19 protein-coding genes and 2 tRNA genes are annotated in these 25,306 nt (G+C 59.8%); 12 read left to right on the top strand and 9 right to left on the bottom strand.

All coding sequences use genetic code 11. The annotated features are described in order from the left end of the window. Window positions 1–5,024 precede the first annotated feature (5,024 nt). The 8 genes from A477_RS0114835 to rpmH all read right to left on the bottom strand — a co-directional run bounded on the left by A477_RS0114835 (window position 5,025) and on the right by rpmH (window position 10,659). Entirely contained in the window at window positions 5,025–6,236 is a 1,212-nt protein-coding gene (locus A477_RS0114835) for a ParB/RepB/Spo0J family partition protein (RefSeq protein WP_017199744.1), read from the bottom strand. A 67-nt stretch (window positions 6,237–6,303) separates the two neighbouring features. Continuing rightward, a complete protein-coding gene (locus A477_RS0114840) occupies window positions 6,304–7,359 on the bottom strand; it encodes a ParA family protein (RefSeq protein ID WP_157367099.1) in 1,056 nt (351 codons plus the stop codon). A gap of 87 nt (window positions 7,360–7,446) precedes the next feature. Then, window positions 7,447–8,097, bottom strand: a complete 651-nt coding sequence (gene rsmG / locus A477_RS0114845) for a 16S rRNA (guanine(527)-N(7))-methyltransferase RsmG (RefSeq protein WP_011776793.1) — start codon at window positions 8,095–8,097, stop codon at window positions 7,447–7,449. Between the two features lie 6 nt (window positions 8,098–8,103). Beyond that, on the bottom strand, window positions 8,104–8,655 hold the full coding sequence (locus A477_RS0114850; RefSeq protein WP_017199746.1) for a Jag family protein: 552 nt from the start codon (window positions 8,653–8,655) through the stop codon (window positions 8,104–8,106). Continuing rightward, the gene (gene yidC, locus A477_RS0114855; protein ID WP_017199747.1) at window positions 8,655–9,638 is read right to left on the bottom strand and encodes a membrane protein insertase YidC; all 984 of its coding nucleotides are present in this window, start codon (window positions 9,636–9,638) and stop codon (window positions 8,655–8,657) included. The genes A477_RS0114850 and yidC overlap by 1 nt, the downstream gene beginning before the upstream one ends. A gap of 16 nt (window positions 9,639–9,654) precedes the next feature. Further along, window positions 9,655–10,140 carry a membrane protein insertion efficiency factor YidD gene (yidD, locus tag A477_RS0114860; protein ID WP_017199748.1) on the bottom strand — a complete coding sequence of 162 codons (486 nt, stop codon included), beginning with the start codon at window positions 10,138–10,140 and terminating at the stop codon, window positions 9,655–9,657. Beyond that, on the bottom strand, window positions 10,070–10,480 hold the full coding sequence (gene rnpA, locus A477_RS23015; RefSeq protein ID WP_043470913.1) for a ribonuclease P protein component: 411 nt from the start codon (window positions 10,478–10,480) through the stop codon (window positions 10,070–10,072). The genes yidD and rnpA overlap by 71 nt, the downstream gene beginning before the upstream one ends. Before the next feature lie 41 nt (window positions 10,481–10,521). Continuing rightward, entirely contained in the window at window positions 10,522–10,659 is a 138-nt protein-coding gene (gene rpmH / locus A477_RS0114865) for a 50S ribosomal protein L34 (RefSeq protein WP_011776797.1), read from the bottom strand. Window positions 10,660–11,124: 465 nt separating this feature from the next. Between rpmH and dnaA the strand changes: the two genes are divergently transcribed. The 12 genes from dnaA to A477_RS0114925 all read left to right on the top strand — a co-directional run bounded on the left by dnaA (window position 11,125) and on the right by A477_RS0114925 (window position 24,341). Continuing rightward, the gene (gene dnaA / locus A477_RS0114870; RefSeq protein ID WP_017199749.1) at window positions 11,125–12,543 is read left to right on the top strand and encodes a chromosomal replication initiator protein DnaA; all 1,419 of its coding nucleotides are present in this window, start codon (window positions 11,125–11,127) and stop codon (window positions 12,541–12,543) included. Window positions 12,544–13,118: 575 nt separating this feature from the next. Next, window positions 13,119–14,243: a DNA polymerase III subunit beta gene (dnaN, locus tag A477_RS0114875; protein WP_011772783.1), complete on the top strand. Its 1,125-nt coding sequence runs from the start codon at window positions 13,119–13,121 to the stop codon at window positions 14,241–14,243. Window positions 14,244–14,308: 65 nt separating this feature from the next. Beyond that, the gene (gnd, locus tag A477_RS0114880) at window positions 14,309–15,193 is read left to right on the top strand and encodes a phosphogluconate dehydrogenase (NAD(+)-dependent, decarboxylating) (protein WP_017199750.1); all 885 of its coding nucleotides are present in this window, start codon (window positions 14,309–14,311) and stop codon (window positions 15,191–15,193) included. Between the two features lie 23 nt (window positions 15,194–15,216). Continuing rightward, window positions 15,217–16,410, top strand: a complete 1,194-nt coding sequence (gene recF, locus A477_RS0114885) for a DNA replication/repair protein RecF (protein WP_017199751.1) — start codon at window positions 15,217–15,219, stop codon at window positions 16,408–16,410. Next, a complete protein-coding gene (locus tag A477_RS0114890; RefSeq protein ID WP_017199752.1) occupies window positions 16,397–16,951 on the top strand; it encodes a DciA family protein in 555 nt (184 codons plus the stop codon). Before recF ends, A477_RS0114890 begins: the two co-directional genes overlap by 14 nt. 336 nt (window positions 16,952–17,287) lie before the next feature. Continuing rightward, complete coding sequence (gene gyrB, locus A477_RS0114895; RefSeq protein WP_017199753.1) at window positions 17,288–19,366, top strand: DNA topoisomerase (ATP-hydrolyzing) subunit B; 2,079 nt, start codon at window positions 17,288–17,290, stop codon at window positions 19,364–19,366. A gap of 62 nt (window positions 19,367–19,428) precedes the next feature. After that, complete coding sequence (gene gyrA / locus A477_RS0114900; RefSeq protein WP_017199754.1) at window positions 19,429–22,098, top strand: DNA gyrase subunit A; 2,670 nt, start codon at window positions 19,429–19,431, stop codon at window positions 22,096–22,098. Further along, window positions 22,095–22,799: a DUF3566 domain-containing protein gene (locus tag A477_RS0114905; protein ID WP_017199755.1), complete on the top strand. Its 705-nt coding sequence runs from the start codon at window positions 22,095–22,097 to the stop codon at window positions 22,797–22,799. The genes gyrA and A477_RS0114905 overlap by 4 nt, the downstream gene beginning before the upstream one ends. Before the next feature lie 113 nt (window positions 22,800–22,912). After that, window positions 22,913–22,986: transfer RNA gene (locus A477_RS0114910), tRNA-Ile, on the top strand. A gap of 47 nt (window positions 22,987–23,033) precedes the next feature. Further along, window positions 23,034–23,153: a DLW-39 family protein gene (locus tag A477_RS23745; RefSeq protein ID WP_017199756.1), complete on the top strand. Its 120-nt coding sequence runs from the start codon at window positions 23,034–23,036 to the stop codon at window positions 23,151–23,153. Window positions 23,154–23,223: 70 nt separating this feature from the next. Then, window positions 23,224–23,299: transfer RNA gene (locus tag A477_RS0114920), tRNA-Ala, on the top strand. A 133-nt stretch (window positions 23,300–23,432) separates the two neighbouring features. Beyond that, window positions 23,433–24,341 (top strand): DMT family transporter, encoded by a 909-nt coding sequence (locus A477_RS0114925; RefSeq protein WP_017199757.1) that lies wholly within the window; start codon window positions 23,433–23,435, stop codon window positions 24,339–24,341. A gap of 18 nt (window positions 24,342–24,359) precedes the next feature. Here A477_RS0114925 and A477_RS0114930 read toward each other — a convergent pair whose 3' ends face one another. After that, the gene (locus A477_RS0114930) at window positions 24,360–25,235 is read right to left on the bottom strand and encodes a glycosyltransferase family 2 protein (RefSeq protein WP_017199758.1); all 876 of its coding nucleotides are present in this window, start codon (window positions 25,233–25,235) and stop codon (window positions 24,360–24,362) included. Between the last annotated feature and the right edge of the window lie 71 nt (window positions 25,236–25,306).

Genomic DNA, 25,306 nt, shown 5'->3' on the forward strand with positions numbered 1-25,306 from the left:
CCCACCGCCTTGGACCCCCCCTCTCTCACCCCCCGCCGCCTTGGACCCCACCCTTCGACACGGGTTAGCTTGGTCTGCAAATCGGGTACATGATTCGCGTTAGCTGGGCGATAGGGACCTACCAGGATGGTTCATCGGCAAATACGTAAATGGTCTTATGGGATTAGTAGGACTAGCATCCGAATGACTCTTACTCTTCCCGGCTTCAGATCAACTCGGGTCAACCGAAAGCACTACAACCAGGGTCTGTGTCAGCTTGTCTGAGCTTCTTTCTCCGGAGTCTCACGCCGACTGATTTGTTTCACGTGAAACGGAGGGCCAGCTAGCAACTAGGTTTGCGTCAAGTAGCGTCCGCCCGAGCTTGTTTCACGTGAAACATCAGGGGCGACAACAGCACGGGAGTTCGAGGCCACGGAAAGCAACCAGATCAGCAACCACAACCACACAGCAATGACTCTCCCGGGATTCCCCCGAGCACTCCCAACCCAAGGCGGCTGCACTGCAGGCAACAGCCGGGCCCGCATTAAACCCAGCCGATGGATAGGCCGCTGAGAAACTTGGAGTCAGCGTAACGGAGTCAAATGCGGACGGCATGGGCTAAACCTTCATTAGAAGTGCTGTGAGAACTGTCGGATTCTGAATCGCTCCACAACGGGATCGCCATTTAGCGGTTTCATAGACAAGATCCAGAAGTCGTCGGAGTATCGTGATGCAGCTTCCGCTGGTCCTTCTGACGCAGTTGGCTCCCTCAAGGTCGAAAGGGTGCCTCAGGAAGCTGGAAAGCCGCAATGGGCCTTTGGAGGCCGCACCGCGACCACACACTTCCCATGGCCCCTTGTACGTCAGAGCAGCGGTCGGTACTAGCAGACTCTGACTTTGGACGTGCGTCGAAAGAAGTTCCAGGTGCCGCGGAAGCTGTGAGGAGCCTCGTCCGGGGTTGAGGGAACGAAGGAAGGCATCTGGTCCTGGACAAGAAGCGCACGGCCTCCTTAGCCATCCAAGCGCTGATCTGGGTGGAGAACCCAACCTCGGAACCGCCCTGACGAGATCGCCCGTCTGCCATGCCAGGCCAAGGCGCAGAACCGCCGCTCTCCGTACGCATTCCGCTGCCTGTCGCACGTGCTCGTTTTCCAGAAAGTTCCTATGTCCACTGGTCACGAAGCACGCACCTGGCAACAGGACAGTTGAGAACGTCGCTTTCCCGGCCCTCATGACGGCATCCGAGGAAGCAGTACATCAGTATTACGCTCGAACCTCAGGATTTTCAAGAACAGGCACCCCCTACCGGCACAATCTATGATGCTCCATACGGATCGGGTCATGGCGAGTGCACATCACGTAACCTACGCGTGGGGAGACTATCTCCACGGGCAAAGGCGGGCAGTGTTTCACGTGAAACGAGATCTCGCCATCCGCCACGGTCCCCACTTCACTTCATCGCCGCTTACCTACACCTCGAACCAAATCAGGTGCCAACGACTTCCAGTCGGATAGCGCCCTCCCCACTTCCTGGATTCCATAAGGATCGGCGTCCAAAGAGCCGCACTGCGATTCAGTCACATTGAACGTGGATGAGGGAACCGTTTCCCGACTGGCGAGTGATGCGTCGGTGGCAAGCCCTGACGCAATAGGGGGAGTTCCAGCAACATGTGCCCCAGGCGATGACAACCCGACGCGCACTGAGCGTTCACAGGTTCTAACGACTGGACGACCGTCAATCGAAGCATCGCGCGGTATGGATCGTCAGAGCCGCCACCAACTTCTCTCCGGTACCAACGATGTCTCCACCACAGCTTGGTTGGCACCATGACCACGCGAGTCAACGCGGGAACGAGATGCTGGTAGGGCCCTTGTGGAAAGCGCGGAGAACGACTGTCTCACGTATCCACTGTCATGGACAACGCGGTTCGGCGCCCAAGCAGCCGCGGGCACCGACATGCGGAGCCGTCCAGAACTGGTGGGCCTGTAGCTGCCGACGGACAAATTGTTTCACGTGAAACGCCGCGCGAACGGCCGCACGGAGTTTCACGTGAAACATCGCAGTCGAAACTGTGAGCCCTCCGATTAGCCACAGGCGCATGGAGGTCAATGCGCATATAAGTGACCGACTGACTGCCACCAGCACGTCGGATTCACCAGACTATTTGAAGAGTAGGACTCGCCAGGACTGGAGACATCGGATCAATCGCTAGAGCCGGCCCTGGCCACCTGCGGAACGTCAAAGGGGACGGTCTCCGAAACGGTGTCTCCCCTGGTGTAGCGAACAAGCCCCGAGGCGAATGCATTGCTCATGAGAGACGTGGGCCAACACAACGCAAGGTAATGGCAGCTCATCCGAGACGCCCTGGTGGTTCGGATCCGGTTCGGTTTGACACATGGATCGCCAAATTTCGTTGACCTTATCCACTGGCTTATACACATCGTTATCCACAGGGTTATCCACCGCTCATGATGTTCCCCACACCTGACCCGAGAGAGCCCACCCTGATGGTGAATTCGAGGGTTGGCTTCATGCCAAGGTGACAAGGCAAGCAGAACCTGCATTTGGCCGCACCGGAACCGCTGAATCGCCCCATAGCACCGTAATTCAACGAAAATTGGGCTATCTCTGACATCTGGCAGCCTAGACTCTCACAAGACATTCCAGGCTGGGCCATATCGAGCTCCGCCGAAATAGCTGTCCAGTCGAACCACAGGGCAGAGGTCCACCAAGCCAGCCTTGCTTGACGATAACCCACCACATACGCACATAGTTATCCCCAACCTTTTCCACAGGGATATCCACCGGCTTATCCACCGCACTTCTCTTGGATCGTAAGACTTTCACCGCAGTGTAAAGCCCGCCAGCACCCTGTTTCACGTGAAACGAAAACCCCCGCCTTGGGTGGCTGGCTAGGCTTCCGACGTCACCGTCGGGCTCCGATAGGGCATCTGTCTTCCACCGGCAGTGACCAGTCAGTGAGAGGGGACGACGACAAAGCCTACCGAGGTCAGTAATCAATTCGGCGACATCAGACCAATCGTGGCACGTGTCACTGTGACTAGCTGTGCTGCTTCGAGCTGCTTAGCGATCACAGCTGCTTCCTATCGATCACGAGATGCCATCCTTCACCGCTGATATGGTTGCTGCCGAGCGCCGTGCTACGACATGGCGTCCTGTGTCCGTGTGGGAAACATTTCGGACGATGCAATGCGAACCTCAGTTTCCAATGGCGGGCCAACCCGGGCCACGTCAGATGAAGGTGCCTATCGTCTCCAAGCTGTTATCCAGATCCTCAACTGCAGTTTCCAAGTGCGGTTCAGCTACGCACAGAGACCTCACAACGGGATCGGGGGAGCGCCGCCCCATAAATGAGAAGACCCCGTCAATAGCAACAATGAGGGCAGGCTGTGCATGAGTCAAGCTACGTCCGCTAGGGAGGTAGCCCTCGGTATACGGCCGATGTGCGGATGAAGCGTTGGACGATGAGGCTTCAGGCCTAGACGCGGCCCAAGGAGAGCCTGGGAACAGATCGGGGGAAGGGGGCTCTGTGGCGTGATGGCCCGCCTAAGCCGACGTTTCTGCATCCTCCAGAAACCATCCCGTGGGCATTCTTGGCTGCACGAACTCACAATCCATCTGCGACTCGATGGTTGGGCGGAGCGCACGGCTTGATGCTCAAGTCGTACCCACGACCAAGGGTCTCACAAAGACACAAGCCATTCAGAACCTCACGAGCCCCAGGACCCTTGCAGGTTTCCCTCGTGCGACGCTCTCAGGTCCGTCACGCGCGCCGCCCCGCAATCAACCAGACCTGGCAAGTGGACACCGGCTACTAGACATTGTCGCTCCACAGGACCAGCAAAAGTGCACTGCCAAACGGCCTGTTCACTCCAAGAATCAATACACACGCTCAAAGCGGGATTAGGGCAGCAGAACCTGAAACTTGGATGCAGGCACCAGCATGTTGGCGTACGACTGTTTGCGACCTATGGCGGAGGCTATACGGATGCAAGGTGCGACCAGTAAAGCGTAAAGGAACTCCAACCACAGCCCGAAGAGTGCGGGTGTTTCACGTGAAACGGATGGTCTTTCAGATGCCGCATGCCGTTTTGTTAGGTACTAACCCGCCGAATCGGCGGTCTAGTCCTGGTCGTCCATCATGTGCAGATGCCCGACCAGCAACTTCCATCGGATTAGCAGAGTTCTACGAGCTGCGCTCCGCTCTCCTTGAATCAGCTGGCGTTTCACGTGAAACACGACCAACCCTGAGCTTAGGCTTCGTACTATTATTCCGGCCACACAACGGGACGCTGGTCTGGTTCATGAGGACCAGGCTCGGTCCGATGCTGCGCAAACAGTCGGAAGCGCAGTGCCATGCATATTCCAATGAAGGAGAGCGCACTCAGCCAAAGCACGCGCAAACCATGTTTCACGTGAAACTCACCGATAGAAGCGCGGCGCAGAGCGGTACCAGACTATCCGTACCCAACTAGTGCTTGTACCGTCCATGAGCACCAGTGGCTGGGTCGTACGTCAGGCGCACCAGAACCGGCAGTAACTGTTCGATAGATTGCGCACCAGGAGGACGTTCCGTCCCCAAGCAAAGGGCGCTGTAGTGAGCGCTACCCCCGGTTTGTCGTTGACGGAGCTTCCGCGGCCGAAATGAGGCACCAAGATCAACATTCCAAAGCACTGGGGCCTCGACAGGGACTGCTAAAGTGCCAAGGAACGCCGAGTGACGCACGGGGTCGAACCGCCCTCCTGGGCACGAGTGGCCTAACGGAACCTAAACGCTGCAGTAGTTAGATGCCTACGTCTCAGCCCGCATTGGCTAGCAATGGGCTCAAGCGCCGCCGTGCCCTGTCGTAATCCACGCCCCGCCTTCAGTTCGCCTAACGCTTTCAGCCAGCCGGAGGCACCTTGTTTCACGTGAAACACCGAAAGCTATCGGCAGAAGCAGTGCCGCAGTGACAGACAGTCGTGTTTCTACAAAAAAATGGGGCCCACACCTATGTGAGCCCCATTCAGTCGATAGTTGTGGTTAGTCCTCTGCGCCAGGGCCGAGAACGTCCATAATACGGTTGAGATCCTCAACGCTAGCGAACTCAATACTGACGCGTCCCTTGCGTGCACCCAAAGTAATCTTGACGTTTGTGTCCAAACGATCCGAAAGCGATGATGCAAGGTAGTCCAGGCGTTCGTGCCGGGCATTGGGCTTGGGGATGCTGGTCTTGGCCGGCGTGGTGGGATCTTGGTACAGAGCAACCGATTCCTCAGTGGCGCGTACTGACATGCCCTCGGCCACGATCTTCTGCGCCATTCGTTCCATAGCCGCAGCATCAGGGAGTGCGAGCAAGGCACGTGCATGCCCGGCGGACAAGACACCCGCAGCGACACGTCTCTGAACCAGCGGCGGAAGCTTGAGCAGTCGCAGTGTGTTGGACACCTGCGGACGGGAGCGGCCGATCCTGTCTGCCAGCTGCTCGTGCGTGGTACCGAAGTCTTCCAAGAGCTGCTGGTACGCGGCTGCTTCTTCCAAAGGATTCAGCTGGCTGCGGTGCAGGTTTTCCAGAAGGGCATCACGGAGTAGGTCATCGTCGGTGGTATCACGGACAATCGCAGGGATCGTTTCGAGTCCTGCGGCCTGCACTGCACGCCAACGACGTTCACCCATGACCAGTTCATACGGCTCTCCACCCTTTTCGGTTGAAGTACGCACAACAATTGGCTGGAGGACTCCGATTTCCCGCACAGAGTGAACCAGCTCGGCCATGTCGTCTTCATCGAAGACCGAACGAGGCTGTTTGCGGTTAGGGTGGATGTCGCCGACGGGGATTTCAGCAAACCGTGCACCAGGGACCTCCACCAGCTCCACGTTGGGTGCGGAGCTCGCGGATGCAGCGGAAGGCGCGACGGCCGCCGTCGAACCTGTTACGTCTGAAGCTGGCTTACCAGCGGCGGCAGCTGTCGAAGCGGCGGACTTCGAACCCGCCCTTGCAGACGTCGACGTCTTGGTGCTGGAGGATTTCGTCGCCGGGGCCTTGGCAGCTGATTTGGCAGGAGCTGGTTTGGCATCGCCAGTACGCGATTCCTCAACTACGGGCTCTACCGGCGCAGGCTCCTCGGCTTTCCGGGCCTCAGGAAAAAATAGATCCACGGGACGTGACGGGGAAGCGCCGTTCCCTTGGGCCGCGGCCGAGCTAGGAATGAGAGCCCCAAGACCCCTGCCGAGGCCCCTTCGCTTTTCGCTCATTGATTCATCCCTTCGATGGAATAGCCGAGCACGAACCGGCCCAAGCTGTTGCAGTGTTTCAAGAATTCTAGCGTTCAGCTATTTCGGCGGCGGCTTCCATGTAGGAAAGCGCCCCGCTCGAAGAAGGATCGTACGTCATGACTGTCTGCTGGTAGCTCGGAGCTTCCGAGATTCGTACCGACCGCGGAACTACGGCCCCCAGAACCTGCTCGGGGAAGTGCTGGCGGACCTCGGAAGCAACTTGGGCAGCAAGGTTCGTCCGGCCGTCGTACATGGTAAGGAGAATGGTGGACACAACGAGGTCAGCATTCAAGTGCTTCTGAATCATCTCGATGTTCTTGAGCAATTGGCTCAAGCCTTCCAGAGCGTAGTACTCGCACTGGATGGGAATCAGCACCTCACTGGCGGCGCAGAACGCGTTGACTGTCAGAAGCCCAAGGCTGGGCGGGCAGTCGATGAAGATGAAGTCCAGCCGGCCCTCGCCATTGCTCTCGCGCTCCTTGGCGTAGACGTCAATGGCGCGGCGGAGTCGCTGCTCGCGGGCAACGAGTGAAACGAGCTCAATCTCGGCGCCAGCCAGGTGAATGGTGGCGGGCGCGCAAATCAGGTTGGGGATGTCAGGGCACGGAGCTACGACGTCCTTCAGGGGAAGATCGTTGATGAGCACATCGTAGATGCTGTCTACGTCAGCGTGGTGCTCAATACCCAAAGCCGTGGAGGCATTGCCCTGGGGGTCGATGTCGATCACCAACACGTTGAGACCGGCAGACGCCAAAGCCGCAGCGATGTTCACGGTAGTGGTGGTCTTACCTACACCGCCCTTTTGATTGGAAACCGTGAAAATGCGAGTTTTATCAGGCTTAGGCAATTCCCGGCCAATCAGCCGTTCGCGGCGTCGGGTTTCGTTAGCCAGCTGGCGGGCGATGGGACTGGAATCATCGATGGAATCCATGACGTTACGCACTCCATCTGAGACGGTTTCACGTGAAACGGCGGCATTATCAACCGAATCCGTACGCACTATTGCGGACTGAAGAGATGCAGAAGGTGTAGCCATGGCCCGCGCGGACCCCAAAGACATAAACGGGGGAATTCGCTGCGTGGAGGTTTCACTACTACCCACTGGTCACACTCTCACTCTCTTTCGGCGCTTGCTGCCGTTCTCTAGCCTAACCGCTCGACCGCCGACACGCGGGAAACCGAGCGGGACCTACGCCGTCTTTCCGGGCTTGTTGACGATAATCCTCACCACGGTGGTGGGTTCCTCCAAAAGCTCCTGTCCACAAACCACAACTGACGTTTCCACGCCGCCAAGTTTGCGGATGACCTTCTTTGCCTTCTCAATCTCTTCCGCGGCGCTGCGCCCCTTGATGGCCACCACTTCGCCATGACCATTCAAGAGAGGGATGGTGAGACCAGCCAGATTGGAGAGGGCGGAAACAGCCCGTGCTGTAACGACGTCAGCATCCACCATTCCGACTGCGAGCTCAGCCCGGGTCCTCATAATGGTGACGTTGTCCAGGCCGAGGTCATCAACAACCTCTTGGAGCCAGATGACACGACGCTCCAGCGGCTCAATCAAGGTCAGCTCGAGATCAGGGCGGGCAATTGCCAGGCAAAGGCCCGGAAGGCCCGCGCCGGACCCGACGTCGGCAACATGGCTGTCCATGGCAATGGCGGACTCAATTACTGCACAGTTTAGGACGTGACGACTCCAAAGGCGCGGTATCTCACGGGGACCTATCAGCCCGCGTTCAGTACCTGACGTAGCCAGATGTTCCACGTAGCGCTTGGCAAGATCCAAGCGCTCCCCAAAGATTTTCTCTGCCGCTTCCAGTTCAGCTGCCGTGATTTCAACCATGAGCTGCTAGTCAGCCGAAACGACGATGTGGCGGCCAGCGCCTTCGCCCTCGGACTCGGAGACGAATCCGAGATCAGCAACGGCGTCGTGGACGATCTTGCGCTCATAAGCACTCATCGGCTCAAGGGCAACCGTGCCGCCATCAGCCTTGACCTTCGCCACAGCATCCTCGGCGATCTGCTGAAGTACGCCGGCGCGCTCCTTGCGGTATCCATTGATGTCCAGGACAAGACGTGAACGGCTTTCGGTGGCCGAAAGGACCGAAAGACGGGCCAGTTCCTGCAGGGCTTCCAGGACTTCTCCATCCCGCCCGACGAGACTGTCCAGCGCTGCAGACTCTTCATCAGCACCGATGGAGATGTATGTGCGTCCGTTGCGGACCTCGATGTCGATGTCACCGTCGATGTCGGCGATGTCCAGGAGTTCCTCGAGGTAGTCGGCGGCGATGTCGCCTTCCTCTTCCAAGCGGCTGGCTGTCTTGGACTGCGTCTCTTCCTGCGAGTCCTCTTGGTCTTCGGTCACAGCGGTCATTGCTTCTTCGGTGCTCTCGGCAGACATTACTTCTTCTTCCTGTTCTTACGTTGTGGCTGGACGCGCTGGGCCCTGATTTCGGCGGCTGCCGCGGCGGCAGCTTCGGCTTCAGCGGCAGCATCCGCGGCGGCGTTCTTCTTTCCACCCAGCAGCGGGGGCAGACCCTTTGCGGCACGGCGCTCTTCCAGCGCCTTGGCTGCGGGGGATCCCGGCGTAGGCATACGGCGGATGACGAAGAACTGCTGGCCCATGGTCCAGAGGTTGGTGGTGGTCCAGTAGATAAGGACACCGATCGGGAAGTTGATGCCACCGATACCGAAGACGAGCGGCAGGATATAAAGCATCATCTTCTGCTGGCGCATGAACGGGCTGGCCATGGCCTCTTCGGACATGTTCTTGGCCATGATCTGCTTCTGCGTGATGAACTGCGAGGCCGTCATGGCGATGATCATGACGATGCTCAGGATCCATACTGCAACTTCGTTGCCGCCGGCACCGCCATGAAGCAGTGAAGCGGACAGCGGCGCACCAAAGATGCTGGACTCATCAAACTGGACAACTTGGTCGGCGCTCATGGCACCTATGCCCTTGCCGCTGTTTCGGGCGGCGGTGATACCCGACAACACCTGGAACAGCGCGAAGAAGAACGGCATCTGGATCAGCATCGGCAAACAGGCCGAGAACGGGTTGGTGCCGTGCTTCTTGTACAGCGCCATCTGTTCCTGCGCCATTGCTTGGCGGGACAGCTGATCGGTCTTGCCCTTGTACTTGGTCTGAAGTTTCTTCAGGTCCGGCTGCAGCAGCTGCATGCCGCGCTGCGCTTTGATCTGCTTGACGAAGACAGGAATCAGGGCGGCACGGATCACCAACACGAGGCCAATGATGGACAAAGTCCACGTCCAGCCGTTCGCGGCGGGCAGCCCAATGAAGCTCAGTCCCTCGTGGAAGCCAACCATGATGATTGACACCAGCCACTTGAACGGAAACATGATTGTTTCAAAGAAGTCCATACGATATCCCTATTCGTTAGGCCGCCGAGCGGCCTTCTTCATCAGCCTGAGCAGCCAGGAACTGGTCCGGATTGTTCAGTACAACAATTGTGGGCGTCCGGCCTTCAGGCCAATGACGGTGACCAGCGGGGACATGGTCCACTCCACCGGCGTTCCAAGGGTGGCATTTGGCGAGCCTTTTCGCTGCGAGCCAGCTGCCCTTCACGGCGCCATGCACCGTCACTGCTTCCAAGGCGTAGGCCGAGCAGGAGGGGAAGAAACGGCAAACCTGGCCGTACAGGGGTGAGACGACCTTACGGTACGCCTTCAGCAAGAGAATGAGGATGTTGCGGGGCAGCTCCCAGAGGAACGTGCCTACCGCTGCCGGAAGGCTCCGGTGCGGAACCTTCCCGGAGGGGTCGCTTGAGGAAGGAACGACGGCGGTGCTTATGTCATGCACGCGGTGTCCCTTCCGTTGTGGTGCCGTTGTGTTCGGTCGAAGCATTGCGTGGAGCTGATCCACCCAATCGCTTCGTCGTCACTGCCAGTGCGGCGTTGTAGTCCGAGAGCAACTGCTCCCAGCTGGCTGTTGCAGCTGCGGGCAGCGCCCGGACTACTACCGCCAGACCCGTTCCATGCGTGTGCAAGGACAGTGCGCCTGCTTCTCTCAGTCTCCTCTTAACGAGGTTCCTGGTCACGGCGTTCCCGACGGCTTTGGAGACAATGAAGCCGATTCGACTCGGCTCCCCGGCCCCGATAGAGGCCGTATATAACACTAAGTTCCGGCGTCCATTGCGGACGCCGGAACGTACAGTTGTTGAAAAGTCGGTAGACGTCCGCAGACGGTTAGGGGTGGCTAGCACCGTCGAACCCGCAAAAAGACCCTGACCGACAAGTCAGTTATTTACGCCGACAGTTCGACGCGGCCCTTGCCGCGACGGGCAGCCAGGATGGCGCGGCCGGCACGGGTGCGCATACGAAGGCGGAAGCCGTGCTTCTTGGCCCGACGGCGGTTATTCGGCTGAAAAGTCCGCTTGCTCACGTTAGTTACTCCAGTGGATCAAAGGTGCGCCCACCCGATCAAAAAAGGGGAAGAACTGGCCGACGCTAAGTTTTGTATGTGCCTGCCGCCGTTGCCTCCCGCACGGTGAACGTACGGAGTTACAACTGATCTCAAAAGCGGACACAAAGGACTTCACAACGTTAGGGCAAAAAGGCACCCACAGTCAAACCGGGAGCCTGCCGCGGAGGTATCCACAGCTGTGTTCAACCGCAGTTCCCTGCCTGTGGATGAAGTGGCTCACAGGCCGCTTTTGGGAACCACAGCGGTGTAATTATCCACAGGCAACTTCCCAGCTATCTTCTAGCGATTTCATCCCCTAGAGTGGCTCAGTAGCCCAATGTCCACCCGCTGTGTATAACTCTGTGGATTATCGCCCAGAACAGCGCCGCCGGAGGCACTTCGGCTGCCAGCAACGCCGGCAAGCAAGTATTTAGGAACTGATTGATGACAGTAGACGAAGCCAACCACGCCAACACTGTCGGAAGTTCCTGGCGCAGGGTGCTGAGCCTCATGGAACAAGACGACCGGGTATCACCCCGTCAGCGCGGTTTCGTCATACTCGCCCAGGCACAGGGCCTCATCGGTTCAACCCTGCTGGTGGCCGTGCCGAATGAACTCACCCGCGAGGTCCTTCAGACGCAGGTCAAGGACGCCTTGGACGATGCCCTCCGCAATGTCTTCTCGGACGACATACGCTGTGCAATCGACGTGGACACCGATCTGGTGCCCGTCCACGCTGAGCCCGAACCCGCCGTCGAGCTTTCCGCAGTATCCGACTTCGCCGAACCGAAGCCGCAGCCCACGCCACCGAGTACCTCGCATGAGTTCGGCCGACTGAACCCGAAGTACATCTTCGATACATTTGTGATCGGTTCATCGAACCGCTTTGCCCATGCGGCTGCAGTGGCCGTGGCTGAAGCTCCGGCGAAGGCTTACAACCCTTTGTTCATCTACGGCGATTCAGGTTTGGGCAAGACCCACCTGCTTCACGCAATCGGACACTATGCCCGCCGGCTCTACAGCGGCATCCGGGTCCGCTACGTGAACTCGGAAGAGTTCACCAACGACTTCATCAACTCCATCCGCGATGACGAAGGCACCAGCTTCAAGACCACGTACCGCAACGTGGACGTGCTCCTGATCGATGACATCCAGTTCCTGGCGGGCAAGGACCGGACCCAGGAAGAGTTCTTCCACACGTTCAATGCCCTGCACAACGCCAACAAGCAGGTTGTCATCACCTCCGACCAGCCGCCCAAGATGCTCGCCGGCTTCGAAGACCGCATGACGTCCCGTTTCGAGTGGGGCCTCCTGACGGATATCCAGCCCCCTGAACTGGAGACCCGTATCGCCATCCTTCGCAAGAAGGGCCTCAGCGAGGGTCTCTCCGCGCCGGACGATGCCTTGGAGTACATCGCTTCCAAGATCTCCAGCAACATCCGCGAACTTGAAGGCGCGCTGATCCGCGTCACGGCGTTCGCGAGCCTCAACCGTCAACCTGTGGACGTGGCCCTCGCTGAGATGGTCCTGAAGGACCTCATCACCGACGACGGTGCCCAGGAAATCACCGCGAAGCAGATCCTGGACCAGACAGCTGACTACTTCAAGCTCAGCATGGAAGAGCTCTGCAGCAAGTCCCGTACACGCACCCTGGTGACGGCCCGGCAGATCGCCATGTACCTGTGCCGCGAGCTGACGGACATGTCCTTGCCGAAGATCGGACAGGAGCTCGGTGGTCGTGACCACACCACCGTTATCCACGCAGACCGCAAGATCCGCGAGCTGATGGCAGAGCGCCGTGTGATTTACAACCAGGTCACGGAGCTGACCAACCGGATCAAACAGCAGCAGCGGGACTCCTGAAATCCACATCGCGCCCGGCACTACATACCTTATTAACAGGTGCATGTGGATAAGCCTGTGGATACTTAAGGGGACAAGCGCGGTTAATGGGCTTAAAACCCTTAAGCCGTCTGTGGATCGTTAAAAACCGGCCTGGGAGTTGTCCCCATCCACACCCTGTTTAAAACCCAGTTAACGCACAATCCGTGAACAGGGCTTAACCGCGAAACGACGCGGCGAGATCGGGTTATCCACAGTTTCCACAGCAGTTATTAACACTACGAATCCCAAAAAATTGAAATCCCTCAAATAACAATCTCGTTCTGCCACCCGCCCCGTCCCACAAAACGACAGACGACGAGCCAGGCCGTAGCCGGCCTGCGCCGTCCACATACGAGCGGTCCGGCCCGACGGGGATGGGTTAATCGCGGATCTTCCGGCTAAGCTGTCAGCAGCGCTCCCATCCTTGGGTCTGCTTGTAGTTCGCTAAGTGCGGACCATGCAGGTTCCGGTACCGGACTGCGAAGATTTAGCGGCTTCCAAGCAGGAAGCCGCAGCTACTACATGGCAGCAGCAATGAAAGGCGGCACCCTTCCGTGAAGTTCAGAGTCGACCGCGACGTCCTGGCAGAAGCCGTTACGTGGACCGCGCGGTCGTTGTCTCCGCGGCCGCCCGTTCCCGTGCTTTCCGGCCTCCTCCTCAAAGCCGAGGCAGGAACCGTTAGCCTGTCCAGCTTTGACTACGAGACCTCAGCTCGTTTGGAAATCCCCGCGGATATCGCCGTTGAAGGCACCATCTTGGTTTCGGGGCGCTTGTTGGCGGACATCTGCCGCAGCCTTCCATCGGCTCCTGTCGAAGTCGAGACAGATGGCAGCAAAGTCACTCTTACCTGCCGCCGAAGCAGCTTTCACCTGGCCACCATGCCCGAGTCGGAGTACCCGGCACTACCGGCCCTTCCCGCGATCAGCGGCACCTTGCCCGGCGATGCTTTCGCGCAGGCTGTGTCCCAGGTGATCATCGCGGCAAGCAAGGATGACACCCTTCCGATACTCACCGGCGTTCGTATGGAGATCGAGGATGACCTCATCACCCTCCTTGCCACGGACCGCTACCGCCTCGCCATGCGCGAGGTCCCGTGGAAGCCTGTAACTCCGGGCATTTCCACCAGCGCCCTGGTCAAATCCAAGACCCTGAACGAAGTGGCCAAAACCCTCGGCGGCAGCGGCGACATCAACCTCGCCCTTGCCGACGACGACAGCCGTCTCATTGGTTTCGAAAGTGGTGGACGGACCACCACGTCACTTCTGGTTGACGGCGACTACCCCAAGATCCGTTCACTCTTCCCGGACTCCACGCCGATCCACGCAACAGTCCAGACCCAGGAACTTGTGGAGGCCGTTCGCCGTGTCTCGCTTGTGGCCGAGCGAAACACTCCGGTCCGTCTTGCTTTCACCCAAGGCCTGCTGAACCTTGATGCCGGTACTGGCGAAGATGCGCAGGCCTCCGAGGAGCTGGAAGCCCAGCTTTCCGGTGAAGACATCACCGTTGCGTTCAACCCGCATTATTTGGTTGAAGGCTTGAGCGTCATCGAAACCAAATACGTTCGTTTCTCCTTTACCACTGCCCCCAAGCCGGCCATGATTACGGCCCAGGCAGAAGCAGATGGCGAAGACCAGGACGACTACCGTTACCTCGTGATGCCGGTCCGCCTCCCCAACTAGCTGCGAGCCGATTGGGCCCAGCCCGGTACCGTTTCCCGCCACTTCCACAGAAAAGAGTTCACACTGTGCACATCGGACTGATCGGCCTCGGAAAAATGGGTTTCAACATGCGGGAACGCATGAGGAACGGTGGCATTGAAGTCACAGGTTTTGATCGCAATCCCGATGTCACGGACGTCGCGTCGGTTGATGAACTCATCGCGGCATTGCCCACTCCTCGGTTGGTATGGGTCATGGTTCCATCCGGTGCCACCACGGATGCCGTCGTAACCGAACTTGGCGAGAAACTCAGCCCCGGCGACTTGGTCATCGACGGCGGCAACTCACGATTCACGGAAGACCAGAAGCACGCTGCTGCACTTGCCGAAAAGAGCATCCGCTTCGCGGATTGTGGTGTGTCCGGCGGTGTTTGGGGCCTCCAGAACGGTTATGGCCTCATGGCAGGCGGTGCCGACGAGGACATTGAACTTGCCATGCCCGTTTTCGATGCCCTCCGTCCCGAGGGTGAACGGGCAGACAGCTTCGTCCACGTTGGCGGAGTTGGTGCGGGCCACTACGCCAAGATGGTTCACAACGGCATTGAGTACGGCCTCATGCAGGCGTACGCCGAGGGCTACGAATTGCTGGCTGCAAAGGACATCGTGAAGGACCTTCCGGGGACTTTCCGTGCGTGGCAAAAGGGCACGGTTGTCCGTTCGTGGCTTTTGGACCTTATGGTCAAGGCATTGGACGAAGATCCAGGCTTGGCCTCGATCGATGACTACGTCGAGGACTCCGGCGAAGGCCGTTGGACCGTGGAAGAAGCGATCGCCAATGCTGTGCCCGCGCCTGCAATCACGGCTGCACTCTTTGCCCGCTTTGCCTCCCGCGAAGACAATTCACCTGCCATGAAGATGGTTTCCGCACTGCGCCACCAGTTCGGCGGACACGCCACCCGTCCGGCCAACTAGGCCGCAGGAGTCCTACGAACGGCGTGTACCTCGAACATCTTTCGCTGACGGATTTCCGAAGCTATGCACAAGTCGACCTGAAACTCGGCCCCGGCGTGACGGTCTTGGTGGGTTCCAACGGAATCGGCAAGACCAACCTCATGGAAGCCATCGGGTACCTGGCCACGTTGAGTTCCCACCGGGTCAGCACGGACGCTCCACTTCTTCGTTTCGGCACGGAGCGCGCCATGATCCGGGCGAGGCTCGTCCGTGGCGAGCAGGCAACGGTTATTGAGCTTGAGATCAACTCCGGGCGCGCGAACCGTGGGCGCATCAACCGCAGCAACCCGGTCCGGGCCAGAGACATTTTGGGAATCTGCCAAACGGTGTTGTTCGCACCCGAGGATTTAGCGCTGGTCAAGGGCGATCCTTCGAACCGGAGGCGCTTTCTGGACGAGCTGCTGGTGAGCCTCGTTCCGCGGCACGCTGCAACCCGCAGCGACTATGACCGAGTATTGAAGCAACGCAATGCCCTGCTGAAATCGGCTCGTACCGGCAAGTTCACCGCCGGGCACGAGGCAACCCTGGATGTCTGGGATCAGCACATGGCCCGTGCCGGCGCGGATCTCCTTCACGCACGCCTGGAACTTGTGGAGCGCTTGCGTCCCCACCTGAACAGCGCTTATGCCCAACTCACTGATGGATCCAAGGACGCTGGAGCCGTCTACCGCTCAACCATTCAGGGCGTACTTGACGACGACGGCGGGCCGGCCGACCAGGCAACGGAGCCTTCGGCGTCGGTTGATGACCTCCGGCTGCTGTCCGTTGACGAACTTACGGAGCGCTACATCCAGGCCTTCGCAGCCTCCAGGAAAAAGGAACTGGAACGGGGCATCTCCTTGGTGGGTCCGCACCGCGACGAACTGGAACTCGTTCTGGGACAGGCCCCGGCCAAGGGTTACGCGTCGCATGGTGAAACGTGGTCCATGTGCCTGTCACTGCGTCTGGCTTCCTACTATGTGATGCTGGATGACGCCCGGACCGGTGGCACTGCGCCAATCCTCATCCTGGACGATGTTTTCGCGGAACTCGATGTCCAGCGGCGGCGTAAACTGGCAGCAATAGTCGCCGGTGCCGAGCAAGTACTGGTGACTGCCGCCGTCGATGCCGATATCCCCGAGGAGCTGGCCGGACGGCGCGTAACCGTTGTTCCGGGAGGCATCGATGGCGAAGGATAGCCACGAAGGACTTCAACCCGGCCGTGAGCCGGATGAAATTGATGCTGCCCAAGCGGCGCTGAACCGGATGCGCGAAGCCGCAGCTGCCCGGGGCGAAGTACGGCAACGTGCGCCAAGGCCCGGATCCGCTCCACAACGCAAAGGGCTGCGGGATACCAGGGGCTTCACCCAATTCCATGGCAGCGGCCGTGATCCCTTGGGACTTGGAAAAGTAGTAGGTCGTTTGGTGGCCGAACGCGGTTGGACCTCGCCTGTGGCCGTCGGCTCGGTCATGGCGGAGTGGGAGACTCTGGTGGGGCCGGACATCTCCGCCCACTGCACGCCGGAGAGCTTCACCGACACCACGCTTCATGTTCGTTGCGACTCCACGGCTTGGGCCACGCAGCTGCGGCTTTTGAGCACCAGCCTCTTGGAGATGTTCCGAAATGAACTGGGCGAAGGAGTGGTCACGAGCATTCAGGTGCTGGGGCCGTCAGCTCCAAGTTGGCGAAAAGGCGGGCGCAGCGTCAACGGTCGCGGACCGAGGGACACTTACGGCTAAACGGCGTGCAGGGCGTTTCAACGCCCCCGAGTCGTATAGGCCCCCGTCGGGACCACCGTAGGGCCACTGAAGATAGGGCCAGTGGTCTCCCACGGCCATATTCAGCTCTCGGCTGCCCCCGTATTTGCAAGGATTCACGCGTTTCCACGATAGAATTGGCGTAGATCACTGAGCGCCGGTGAAACGTCGTCGGGTCTTGAATCCACTCCTGTGGCATCGGGGACCCCTTCGTCGGAGTAAACGGCGCAATCAGTCACGTGCCCGTTGGCGGCCGCGGTTCGCCGTGGGCAGCTCCGGGAACGGCCGACATCGAGTACAGAGGAGTCGAAAGCGCCTGTGGCTAACGACAATGCAGAGACCTTGGCAGTAGAGCCCGAAGAGGAGACTGTTCCCAAGCCTGACACGCCCGCGGAGGCGCCCAGGGAGTACGGTGCCAGCGATATTACCGTGCTGGAGGGTCTCGAAGCCGTGCGCAAACGCCCCGGCATGTACATCGGCTCAACCGGTCCACGCGGCCTGCACCACTTGGTCTATGAAGTGGTGGACAACTCTGTTGACGAGGCCTTGGCTGGTTACTGCAGCCACATCGAAATCACGCTCCGTGCTGATGGTGGAGTCCGCGTTGTGGACGACGGCCGCGGCATTCCCGTGGACATTCACCCGACCGAGGGCAAGCCCACCGTCGAAGTGGTCATGACCATCCTGCACGCCGGCGGCAAGTTCGGGGGCGGCGGCTATGCCGTTTCCGGTGGTCTTCACGGTGTTGGTATTTCGGTGGTCAACGCCCTGTCGCGCCGGGTTGACACTGAAGTCCGCCGCCAGGGTCACGTTTGGCGCATGACCTTCGCCGACGGCGGCAAGCCTCAGGGCGAACTCGTCAAGGGCGAGGCTACCGACGTGACGGGGACGTCCCAGACGTTCTACCCGGACGGAACCATCTTCGAGTCCACCGAGTTCGACTTCGAGACGCTGCGTGCACGTTTTCAGCAGATGGCCTTCCTCAATAAGGGACTGCGGATCACGCTGACTGATGAGCGTCCGGTCAACCGTGACGGGGATGACGATCTTGATCTCGATGCCGTCGCAACCGAAGGCGAAGTCGCCGCTGAGCACCGCACCGTCGTCTACGAATACCCGGACGGCCTGCTGGACTACGTTAAGCACCTGAACTCGAGCAAGAAGGTTGAAATCGTCCACGAGGACGTCATCGCTTTCGAAACCGAAGATACTGAGCGGCACATCGCCGTCGAGGTTGCCATGCAGTGGACCACCGCTTACTCGGAAAGTGTCCACACGTATGCAAACACGATCAACACCCATGAGGGTGGAACGCACGAAGAAGGTTTCCGCGCCGCGATGACCTCGCTCATCAACCGCTATGCGCGGGAGAAGAGCATCATCAAGGAAAAGGAAGACAACCTTACCGGCGATGACATCCGTGAAGGTTTGACGGCCGTTATCTCGGTGAAGCTTTCCGAGCCGCAGTTCGAAGGCCAGACCAAGACCAAACTGGGCAACTCCGAGGTCAAGGGCTTCGTCCAGCGCGTTGTCACGGACCAGTTGGGTGACTGGTTGGAACGGAATCCCGGCCCGGCCCGCGATGTAATCCGCAAGGCCATTTCCGCTGCCCAGGCCCGTATGGCAGCTCGCAAGGCCCGCGATAACGCCCGCCGTAAGAGCCCGCTGGAGTCCTTCGGCATGCCCGGCAAGCTCTCTGACTGCTCTTCCAAGGATCCCTCACGTTGCGAGGTTTACCTTGTGGAGGGTGACTCGGCCGGTGGTTCTGCCAAGCGTGGCCGTAACCCTGAGACCCAGGCCATCCTGCCGCTGCGAGGGAAGATCCTGAACGTGGAGCGCGCCCGCCTGGACAAAGCGTTGGGTAACGCCGAAGTCCAGTCCATGATCACCGCGTTCGGAACGGGCATTGGCGAGGATTTCGATATCGCCAAGCTCCGCTACCACAAGATCGTCCTGATGGCCGATGCTGACGTCGATGGCCAGCACATCACCACCCTGTTGATGACGCTGCTGTTCCGCTACATGCGTCCGCTCATCGAGAACGGTTACGTGTACCTTGCCCAGCCGCCGCTGTACAGGATCAAGTGGTCCAACGCAGCCCACGACTACGTTTACAGCGACCGCGAACGCGATGAAACCATCCGAAAGGGTGCCGCCATGAACAAGCGACTGCCCAAGGACAACGGCATCCAGCGCTACAAGGGCCTTGGCGAGATGGACTACACGGAACTTTGGGATACCACCATGGACCCGGATCGTCGCACCCTGCTGCAGGTCACCATGGATGACGCACTGGCCGCCGATCAAACCTTCTCGGTCTTGATGGGCGAGGACGTCGAATCGCGCCGTAACTTCATCCAGCAGAACGCCAAGGACGTCAGGTTCCTCGATATCTAAGGGCCCATTCGGGCAATTGATATTCCAGAACTGACATATACCTGAAACGGAAACCTTAGATTATGAGTGACGAAACTCCCGAAGTCCCGGCGGAATCCAACGCTGATGACGTCATCCTTGAGGGCGATGTGCTGACCGACCGCGTCGAACAGGTGGACCTGCAAACGGAAATGCAGCGTTCCTACCTGGACTACGCAATGGCCGTTATCGTGGGCCGAGCCCTCCCGGATGTCCGCGATGGCCTCAAACCGGTGCACCGCCGTGTTTTGTACGCGATGTTCGACGGCGGATACCGCCCCGACCGCTCTTTCAACAAGTGTGCCCGCGTCGTGGGCGACGTCATGGGTACGTACCACCCTCACGGCGACATGGCGATCTACGATGCCCTGGTCCGCCTCATCCAGGACTGGACCATGCGCTACCCGCTGGCACTCGGTCAAGGTAACTTCGGTTCGCCCGGTAACGACGGCGCTGCTGCACCGCGTTACACCGAAACCAAGATGGCCCAGCTGGCCATGGAAATGGTCCGCGACATCGACGAAGAAACCGTCGACTTCCAGGACAACTACGACGGCAAGAACCAGGAACCCACCATCCTGCCGGCGCGTTTCCCCAACCTGCTGGTCAACGGCTCCTCAGGTATCGCCGTCGGCATGGCCACCAACATTCCGCCGCACAACCTTCGCGAGGTTGCCGAAGGCGTCCAGTGGGCGCTTGATAACCCCACCGCCACGCGCGAAGAGCTCCTCGAAGCACTGCTGCTGCGTATCAAGGGCCCCGACTTCCCCACGGGAGCCACCATTCTGGGCCACAAGGGGATCGAAGACGCCTACCGAACCGGCCGCGGTTCCATCACCATGCGGGCCGTGGTCAACGTGGAGGAACTCCAAGGCCGCACGTGCCTGGTGGTGACCGAGCTTCCGTACCAGGCCAACCCGGACAACCTGGCCATCAAGATCGCCGAACTGGTCAAGGACGGTAAGATCCAGGGCATCGCGGACCTCCGCGATGAAACCTCCGGTCGCACCGGCCAGCGCCTGGTGATCGTGCTCAAGCGCGATGCCGTGGCCAAGGTGGTCCTCAACAACCTGTACAAGCACACCCAGCTGCAGGACAACTTCTCGGCGAACATGCTGGCAATCGTCGACGGCGTCCCGCGCACGCTGAGCCTGGATGCCTTCATCCGGCACTGGGTTGCGCACCAAATGGACGTCATTGCCCGACGGACCCGCTACCGCTTGCGCAAGGCCGAGGAAGAAGCGCACATTCTGCGGGCACTCCTCAAGGCACTGGACATGCTGGACGAGGTCATTGCGCTTATCCGCGCCTCCAACACCACGGAAGCGGCCCGTGAGGGACTCATGGAGCTCCTGGAGATCGACGAACTTCAGGCCCGCGCCATCCTGGACATGCAGCTGCGCCGTTTGGCTGCCCTGGAACGCCAGAAGATCCAGGACCGGCACTCCGAGCTCGAAGCGATGATTCAGGAATACAACGCGATCCTGGCTTCCGAGGAACGCCAGCGCCAGATCATCAGCGAGGAACTAGCGGAGATCGTTGCCAAGCACGGCGACGACCGCCGTACGCACATCCTGATGGGCTTCGATGGCGACATGTCCATGGAGGACCTGATCCCCGAAGAGGAAATGGTTGTCACCATCACCCGTGGCGGCTACGTCAAGCGCACCCGCAGCGACAACTACCGTTCGCAGCAGCGTGGCGGCAAGGGCATCAAGGGTGCGCAGCTGCGTGGCGACGACGTGGTGGAGCACTTCTTCGTCACCACCACGCACCACTGGTTGCTGTTCTTCACCAACCTTGGACGCGTGTACCGGGCAAAGGCTTACGAACTGGCAGAAGCCGGCCGCGATGCCAAGGGCCAGCACGTCGCCAACTTGCTGGCCTTCCAGCCCGATGAGCACATCGCCCAGGTCCTTGACCTGAGGGACTACCAGCAGGCTCCGTACCTGGTCCTGGCCACCAAGAATGGCTTGGTCAAGAAGACACGGTTGGAGGACTATGACACCAACCGTACGGCCGGCGTCATCGCTATCAACCTGCGCGATGAAGACGAGCTTGTCTCGGCCCAGTTGGTCAGCGAAACCGATGACCTCCTCCTGGTGTCACGCAAGGGCCAGTCCATCCGCTTCACGGCAACCGATGATGCGTTGCGTCCCATGGGCCGCGCCACCTCCGGTGTGACCGGTATGAAGTTCCGTGAAGACGACGAACTTCTTGCCGCGGACGTTGTCCAGGACGGCTCTTTCGTGTTCATCGTGACCGAAGGTGGCTACGCCAAGCGGACCGCCGTGGACGAGTATCGGCTCCAGGGCCGTGGCGGCCTGGGCATCAAGGTGGCCAAGCTGGCTGAAGACCGCGGTGACCTTGTTGGCGCACTGATCGTGCAGGAAGAGGACGAAGTCCTGGTGGTCATGGAGGGCGGCAAGGTGGTCCGCTCGGCCGTGACCGGCGTCCCCGCCAAGGGCCGCGACACCATGGGTGTCATCTTCGCCAAGCCGGACAAGAACGACCGCATTATCGAGGTTGCGCGCAACAGCGAACGCGGCCTGGAAGTAGAAGAGTCAGAGGACGGACTCGACGATGACGTAACGTTGGCTGCAAACGACGGCGCCTCCGAGGTGACCGTGACGGACGAAACGGAAAACGACGCAGACCCGGAAATCGAAACGGGCGCGGAGCTGAACGAAGACAATACCGGAGGTAACGAGTGAGTAATTCCGACTCATATCCCAAGCCGAGCACAGGTGTCCCCGGCGGACTCCGGCAGCCCTCGGGCAGCGCACAGGCAGGAACACCTGCACGGCCCCAGCAGCGTCCCGGAACCGGTTCTTCCGGCGCCGGCGCGGGTGGAGCACGTCCCGCAGGTGGCACCAACTCCGCCCAGCGGCCTACCGGTGCTCCCGGCCAGCGTCCGGCCACCGGGGCGCAGCGTCCCGCCGGTGCCCCGGGCCAACGTCCCGCGCAGCCAGGCCAGCGTCCCGCAGGCACGGCTACCCAGCGCCCTGCCCAAGGTGGTCCCGGACTTGTGAAGCCGGCCCCAAAGGCAAAGGTTCGGCGTGCGCGCCTCCTTATCAGCAAGGTCGACCCTTGGTCGGTGCTGAAGATGGCATTTCTGCTGTCTGTTGCATTGGGCATCGTCACCGTCGTGGCAGCAATTGTTCTGTGGACCGTGTTGGATCTCACAGGCATCTTTAATCAGGTGGATAGCCTTCTCGGCACCCTGGCGGGCTCCGAAGGCAGCGGGTTCGAACTGAAGAAGATTGCTTCGCTTGGCCAGGTGGCATCGTTTGCCACCATCATCGCCGTAGTGAACGTGGTCCTGCTGACTGCTCTGTCCATGCTTTCGGCCGTGCTGTATAACATTTCCGCAACGTTGGTTGGTGGCGTTGGCGTCACCCTGACCGACGACTAGCAAAAATCCCCGGAAATAGGCTGAAATTGGCGGAAATCATCCGGGGAAATGCCTCGATTTGAGATCGGGCCGGGATGTGCTGTACAGTCATATCTCGGCCCGATGAGGCATCGGGGCGTATAGCTCAGGCGGTTAGAGCGCTTCGCTGATAACGAAGAGGTCCCAGGTTCAAGTCCTGGTACGCCCACGGAACCGAAAGAGGTTCAGGTAAAACTGAACCGGAATGAGGTGCTTGTGAAGAAGTTGCTGGTAGTAGTGGCAGCGGCAATCGCAGGTGTCCTGGTCTATAAAAAGACGCAGGAATCCGAAGCCCGAAAGGATGTCTGGAGCAAGTCGACCGACACGGTGGACTAGCCGAGGAGCCCGGCGCGGATTGGTAATTACCAGTCCTGGCATGGGGTATGATTGACGGGTTGCTTCTTATGGGGGCATGGCGCAATTGGTAGCGCACCTGCTTTGCAAGCAGGGGGTTCGGGGTTCGAGTCCCCGTGCCTCCACCATAAGAAAAGTCCCGGTCAGAAATGACCGGGACTTTTTCGTTTAAGAGCCGTACCCATATGCCGGGCATGGACCAACAGGAAATGCACTGCTGCCCCGAACTGCCGAGCTTCCCCGCGGCACTAGGGTAGATCCGTGACCCTTCTCATTGCAGCGCTCGGTGTCCTTGGCGTGGCGTCCTCCGGACCGCTCATCGCCGGCACACTTGGTGCCACCTCGGTGACAGCGTTGGCCATCGCGTTCTGGCGCAACGCTATTGGTGCCGTAGTGATGGCAGGCCCTGTAATCATCCGGGAGCCGAAAGCCTTCGGGAAGATCACGCGCAGGGAATTTGGCTGGTCGACTGTGGCCGCCGTGGCACTGGCGTTCCACTTTGCATGCTTCATTACCGCGCTGCAGCTGACGTCCGTTGCCGCCGCCACCGCGTTGGTGTGCCTGCAGTCGGGGTGGATCGCCGTTTTCCAGTTGTTTAGGGGTACACGACACAGATGGCCGGTCCTCGTGGGCTTGGGCATCGCTTTCGGCGGTGTTCTGGCCATTACCGGCTTCGACATGGGTTCATCCCCGGAAGCGTTGCTGGGCGACCTCCTGGCACTTGCTGGCGGCGCCCTGGCCGGTCTCTACACGCTGGCGGGCGGCAAAGCACGCCAGTCCATGGGCACGGGAACATACACCACCCTGTGCTACGGAATGTGCGCGGCGATAGTGGCAGTGCTGGCTTTGTTCAGCGCTCAGCCGCTCACAGGGTTCGACGCCGGCGGTTGGCTTGGCATTATTGCCATCACCGTATGTGCACAGCTGGTGGGGCACACGGCGTTCAACCACCTGCTGGCCACCATGAGCCCGTTGCTGGTGTCCATGATCATCCTGTTGGAAATTCCGGGCGCTGCCCTCCTGGCAGCCGTCTTCCTGAACGAGACCTTGCCGGCCGGCACGTATGCGGGGTTGGCGCTGATCCTTGTGGGACTGGCTGTAGTGGTTGCCGGTCAGCGGCGTGGGCGGCCGGAACCAGACCAGCGCCTAGCCGAGCTTGGCACAGACTGAGGTACCGGCGTCGGGCGTTTATACAGCGCCGCGGCGGGCCCCTTGTGCAGAGTTGGCCGTGTGGATGGCACGCAGCAACTTTGCCGGGAAGTACACGGAAAAGAACACCACCATAGGCGCCTTCAGGGCCATCTTCTTGACGTTGTGGGCCTTATACGTCCGGTCAAAACGCTGCACGTAGTAGCGGTAGTCCCGCGGCGAGTCCTCAAGCCGCCGTGCAGACATGCCGGACACCATCTGCGGGAGGTACTGCACCTTGAGGTCGTGCTCGAAGAGGTGCAGCGAAAGATCTATGTCCTCGTGCATCTCGTCCTTAGGGTCCAGGCACGCCTCATCACGAATGGTTTCCCACGCAGAGCGGCGAAGTGCCATGTTGGAGCCAAAGAGGAAGTGGTACTGGTGCTTGGCCAAGCGGAGCATGAGCTGCCGCATCTTGTCGTCCGCTTTCAGCCCGAACCGGCGCATGGGCATGTCGTAGTAGACCACCGGACCCGTGGCTGCGGCGATGGACGGGTCCCTAAAAGCCTTTTGAACCTGTTCCACCCAATCCGGTTCAAGGACTGAGTCAGCATCAATGCGGCCCACCACCTCCCCTGTAGCGTTGTTAAGGCCATGGTTACGTGTGGGGATCAGGCCCTGAGCGGCGTCCTGCTGCAGGAGAATGATGGGGCTCTCCGGGTACTCCTGCTGCATCTGTCGCACGATCCTGGCCGTGCGATCCGTGGACAGGTTATCCACCACGATGATCTCTTGGGCAGGAACAGACTGGTAGATGGCAGCGATGAGGCACTGGCGAATGACGCTTTCCTCGTTATACGCCGGGATGACGATGGACACACCCGGAGGTTCCGGAGCATCCTGGAGGGCACCCGCGAGGGGTCTATCGGCTGACATCCCCTCAAATCTAACACTCGGGCGGCGTCTCCGAGGGAGGCTTTGATGACAAGCCGGCAAACACTGAAGGG

The sequence above is a fragment of the Arthrobacter sp. M2012083 genome, assembly GCF_000281065.1.
In the GTDB taxonomy this organism is placed as follows: Bacteria; Actinomycetota; Actinomycetes; order Actinomycetales; family Micrococcaceae; genus Arthrobacter.